General features: G+C 70.4%; 6 protein-coding genes. 1 reads left to right on the top strand and 5 read right to left on the bottom strand.

Annotation, left to right across the window (positions count from 1 at the left end):
* On the top strand, positions 1–550 hold a 550-nt coding region (locus G6018_RS15360; protein ID WP_182640081.1), incomplete at its 5' end, for an alpha/beta hydrolase fold domain-containing protein.
* Between the two features lie 21 nt (positions 551–571).
* On the opposite strand, the gene era is transcribed toward G6018_RS15360, so the two are convergent.
* The 5 genes from era to G6018_RS15335 all read right to left on the bottom strand — a co-directional run.
* Positions 572–1,480, bottom strand: a complete 909-nt coding sequence (gene era / locus G6018_RS15355; protein WP_182609948.1) for a GTPase Era — start codon at positions 1,478–1,480, stop codon at positions 572–574.
* Positions 1,477–2,799: a CNNM domain-containing protein gene (locus G6018_RS15350; protein ID WP_182640080.1), complete on the bottom strand. Its 1,323-nt coding sequence runs from the start codon at positions 2,797–2,799 to the stop codon at positions 1,477–1,479. Before G6018_RS15350 ends, era begins: the two co-directional genes overlap by 4 nt.
* Positions 2,800–2,802: 3 nt before the next feature.
* Positions 2,803–3,297, bottom strand: a complete 495-nt coding sequence (gene ybeY, locus G6018_RS15345; protein WP_182609947.1) for an rRNA maturation RNase YbeY — start codon at positions 3,295–3,297, stop codon at positions 2,803–2,805.
* Positions 3,294–4,355: a PhoH family protein gene (locus tag G6018_RS15340; protein WP_347237880.1), complete on the bottom strand. Its 1,062-nt coding sequence runs from the start codon at positions 4,353–4,355 to the stop codon at positions 3,294–3,296. Before G6018_RS15340 ends, ybeY begins: the two co-directional genes overlap by 4 nt.
* Positions 4,356–4,384: 29 nt before the next feature.
* The coding region (locus tag G6018_RS15335; protein ID WP_182640078.1) for an RsmE family RNA methyltransferase at positions 4,385–4,824 on the bottom strand (440 nt) is incomplete at its 5' end.

Raw genomic sequence — 4,824 nt, 5'->3', positions numbered from 1 at the left:
GAACCGCGGCACGGCGGCGGGCGTGGTGGCCGGGGTGGCCGACCTGGTGCGGGACGAGGTCGCCGAGCACGGCCCGGTGTGTCTCGCCGGTGACAGCGCCGGGGGCCAGATCGCGCTGTCCGCGGCGATGGAGTTGAGGGACCGGGGTGTGTCCCGTCTTCCGGCAACGGTCCTGATCTCCCCCGCGCTCGACCTGGCGATGGACAACCCGGACATCGACCGGGTCCAACCCAGTGACCCGTGGCTCGCCCGACGAGGCCTGAGGGTGTTCATCGACGCCTGGCGTGCCGAGCTGCCGGTGGACGACCCGCGGGTGAGCCCGCTGTGCGGGGACTTCACCGGTCTGGGGCCGCTGACGATCTTCGCCGCCACCCGCGACATCGTCCTGCCCGACGTGCGACTCGGGGTGGAGCGGGCCCGCGCCGCCGGCGTGGACGTCACGTACATCGAGGAGCAGGGGCTACTCCACGTGCACCCGCTGCAGCCCACCCCAGAGGGTCGGGCCGCTCGGGAGACGATCGTGGGGGTCGTTCGTGCGGCCGTGCGCTAGAAGGACTCGCACGACCGCGGTCTAGAAACCCAGCCGCCCGAGCATCTTGGGGTCGCGCTGCCACTCCTTGAGCACCTTGACGTGCAGGTCCAGGTAGACCTTGGTCCCCAGGAGCTGCTCGATCCCCGCCCGGGCCTGGGTGCCCACCTCGCGCATGCGCGAGCCGCCCTTGCCCAGGACGATCGCCTTCTGGCTCTGCCGCTCCACGTAGACGGTGGCGTGGACGTCCACCATGTCGTCACGCCCCTCGTGGGGCAGCACCTCCTCGATCGACACGGCGATCGAGTGGGGCAGTTCGTCCCGCACGCCCTCGAGGGCGGCCTCGCGGATGAGTTCGGACATCCGGGTCTCGTCCGACTCCTCGGTGATCACGTCGTCGGGGTAGAACCTCGGCCCCTCGGGGAGCAGGGAGGCGATGACGTCCGTCACCACGTCGACCTGCTCACCGGACGCGGCGGACACCGGGACGACCTCGGAGTCCGGCCCGAGGAGCCTGGAGACCGCGACCAACTGCTCCATGACCTTCTGCTTGGACACGGTGTCGATCTTGGTGACCAGGCCGAGGATCGGGGTGGTGGGACAGAGTTTGCGCACCTGCTCGAGGATCCAGCGGTCGCCGGGGCCGATCCGCTCCCCCGCAGGGATGCACAACCCGATCAGGTCGACGTCCGAGTAGGTGTCCTCCACGAGGGCGTTCAACCGCTCGCCCAGCAGGGTGCGTGGCCGGTGCAACCCCGGGGTGTCGACCAGGATGATCTGGGCGTCGGGTCGGTGGACCAACCCGCGGATCGCGTGCCGTGTGGTCTGGGGCCGCGAGGAGGTGATGGCGATCTTCTCGCCCACCAGCGCGTTGGTGAGGGTGGATTTGCCGGTGTTCGGCCGGCCCACGAAGCTGACGAACCCGCTCCGGAAGCCCTCGGGCGTGGTCATCGGTTCTCCTCGTCGTCGTTCTCGTGTGTGCCGTCGGCGGCAAGGTCGATCCGTTCGGCCACCACGGTGACCACCCTGACCCGTCCGCGACGGTCGTGCCCGCCCTCGGCGCGCAGGTCGAGCCCCTCGGTGACCACGTGCGCCCCGGGCAGCGGGACGCGACCGAGTTCGAGCGCCATCAGTCCCCCGATGGTCTCGACCTCCTCGGTCACCTCGTCCGGGAACTCCACGTCGAACAACTCTGCGACCTCGTCCAGACCGAGCCTGGACGACAGCCGGTACCTCCCGTCCTCCAGCTCCTCGACGGGGGGCACCTCGGTGGTGTCGTACTCGTCGACGATCTCGCCGACGATCTCCTCGAGGATGTCCTCGATGGACAGCAGCCCGGCGGTTCCGCCGTACTCGTCGACCAGGATCGCCAGATGGTTGTGGTCCCTCTGCATCTCCGACAGCAGGTCGTCGATCCGCTTGGCGTCCGGCACGAACACCGCGGGTCGCATCACGTCGGCGACCGGGGCCGCGCGGCCGTCGGGGTCGTCGAGACGGGCCACGATGTCGCGGAGGTAGATCACCCCCACCACGTCGTCGGAGTTGTCACCGTCCACCACGGGGATCCGGGAGTACCCGGACTTGACGGTCAACCGGGCCGCCTGGCCGACGGTCTTGTCCGATTCGATCCACACCATCTCGGTCCGCGGGGTCATGACCTCGCGGGCGGTGGTGTCCCCGAGCTCGAACACCGACTGGATCATGCGCGACTCGTCGTCGGCCACGACCCCGCGCTCGCGGGCCATGTCCACGATCTCGAGCAGCTCGATCTCCGAGGCGAACGGGCCGTTGCGGAAGCCCCGGCCCGGGGTGACGGCGTTGCCGACACCCACCAGGAGGCTGGCGACGGGACCCAGGACCATCCCGAGCACCCGCATCGGGGTCGAGGCGCCCAGCGCCAGTGAGTAGGCGTGCTGGCGCCCCAGCGTGCGGGGACCCACGCCGGCCACCACGTACGCCGCGATCGTCGTCACCGCGATCACCCCGACCAGCGCCCAGACCGTGGACTCGATGACCTCGGCGAACACCACGGTCAGGAGGACGACCCCCGCGATCAGGCTCAACAGGTGCAGTAGCACCGTGACGTTGATGTAGCGCGGACGGTTGAGCAGCATCAACGACAGCCTCGCCGCCCCGTAGCGGGGCTCCTTGGCCATCTCCTCGACCCGGGCCACCGAGACCGTGCTCAGCGCGGCGTCGAGGGCGGCGAATACGCCGGCGACCAGGATGAGCAGAACGGCGGCGCCGGTGGTGAGAATGGTCTGGTCCACGGGTCAGACGTCCGCGCGCGGGGCGTCGTCCTGCGGGGCGTCCCGGTGGTCGTACCACTCGCCCAGCAGCTCGTTCTGCAGGCCGAACATCTCGCGCTCCTCGGCCGGCTCGGCATGGTCGTACCCGAGCAGGTGCAGGCACCCGTGCACGGTCAGCAGCGCGAGCTCGTGCGCGAGCGGATGACCGGAGCTGGCGGCCTGGTCGGCGGCGAACGCCGGGCACAGCACGATGTCGCCGAGCATCGCCGGCCCGGGATCGGGCAGGTCGGGGCGACCCCCCGGGGAGAGCTCGTCCATGGGGAAGCTCATGACGTCCGTGGGGCCCGGCAGGTTCATCCACGTCACGTGGAGATCCGCCATGGTGTCCTTGTCCACTAGGGTGATCGACAGTTCCGCGGCGGGGTGGACGTCCATCCGGGCGATCACGAACGCGGCCACGTCGATGAGTTCGGCCTCGTCGACCTCCACGCCCGACTCGTTGGCGACCTCGATGCTCATCGGCGGCGGTGCTCCCTGTTCCTGTGTACGGCGGTGGGTTCCTCGCCCCGCTCGAGGCGCTCCTCGTGCTTCGCGTAGGCGTCGACGATCCGGGCCACCAGCGCGTGCCGCACGACGTCCGCGGACGTGAGCTCCGAGAAGTGGATGTCGGGGACCCCCTTGAGGATGTCGCGCACCACCTTGAGACCGGAACGCTGCCCACCCGGGAGGTCGATCTGGGTGATGTCCCCGGTCACCACGATCTTCGACCCGAAGCCGAGGCGGGTCAGGAACATCTTCATCTGCTCGGGCGTGGTGTTCTGCGCCTCGTCGAGGATGATGAACGCGTCGTTGAGAGTGCGCCCGCGCATGTAGGCCAGCGGTGCCACCTCGATCACCCCGGCCGCCATGAGCTTGGGGATGGCCTCCGGGTCCATCATGTCGTGCAGCGAGTCGTACAGCGGTCGCAGGTACGGGTCGATCTTCTCGTGCAGCGTGCCGGGCAGGTAGCCGAGTCGCTCCCCTGCCTCGACCGCCGGGCGGGTGAGGATGATGCGGCTGACGTCCTTGGCCCGGAGCGCGGCGACCGCCTTGGCCATCGCGAGGTAGGTCTTGCCCGTCCCGGCGGGGCCTAGTCCGAAGACCACCGTGTGGTCGTCGATCGCGTCGACGTACTTCTTCTGCCCCACCGTCTTGGGCCGGATCATCCCGCCGCGCCGGGACAGCACGTCCGTGCCCAGCACCTCCTCGGGGGTCAACGGCCCGGAGTCGGCGAGGATCTCGACCGAGCGTCGCACCGACGCCGGGGTGATCTCCACCCCACGTCCGGCCTGCCGGAGCAGGTCCGAGACCACTCGTGAGGCCTGGTCGACGGCGCCGGGGTCGCCGGAGATGGTCATGGTGCCGCCCCGCACGTGCAGGTCGGCGTCGAGCAGCTCCTCGAGCGCCCGGAGGTTGGCGTCCGCGGCGCCGAGCACCGCCATGGCCAGGTCCGGGTCGAGCTGGACCGCCGTGCGGGAGGGCGGGCCGCCGGGGTCCCGGCGGTCGTCGCCCCGCGTCCGGGCGACCGTGTCACTCACTGCGTCGTTCTCTGGGGTACCTACGTGGATCACTTCCTGGGTGGTGGTGCGGTCGGGTCGAGTGTAGTACCAGTGCGGGCCCATCTCCGCGTGAGAACTCCGAGGGCGCCGAGCGCCACCGCGGCGGCGCTGGAGGTGCGCAGCACCTCGGGACCCAGGACGACGGCGCGGGCCCCGACGTGGGTGAGTGAGTCGATCTCGGCGTCGGAGACGCCGCCCTCGGGCCCGACGACGAGGAGGATGCGTTCCACGGGACCCGCCGCGGTCACGGCGTCCGCGAAACCGGCGGCACCGTCCTCGTGCAACACCAGCGCGGTCGCACCCGCTCGGACCTCCTCGGCCACGAATGCCACGAGACCGGTGGAGTCGAGCGGGTCGCCGATCTCCGGTTCCCACTCGCGCCGGGACTGCTTGGCGGCGGCACGGGCCGCGTTGGCCCACTTGGTCCGGCCCTTGTCGAGCTTGGGGC

Source organism: Dietzia sp. DQ11-44 (genome assembly GCF_014145205.1).
Classification (GTDB): domain Bacteria; phylum Actinomycetota; class Actinomycetes; order Mycobacteriales; family Mycobacteriaceae; genus Dietzia; species Dietzia natronolimnaea.
Note: the sequence above shows the minus strand (reverse complement) of the source record. Positions and strands in the feature narration are given on the sequence as shown.

Bases quoted from the DNA above. Each gene is read 5' to 3' on its own strand.
- era (WP_182609948.1), bottom strand. From the start codon at position 1,480: ATGACCACGCCCGAGGGCTTCCGGAGCGGGTTCGTCAGCTTCGTGGGC.
- ybeY (WP_182609947.1), bottom strand. From the start codon at position 3,297: ATGAGCATCGAGGTCGCCAACGAGTCGGGCGTGGAGGTCGACGAGGCC.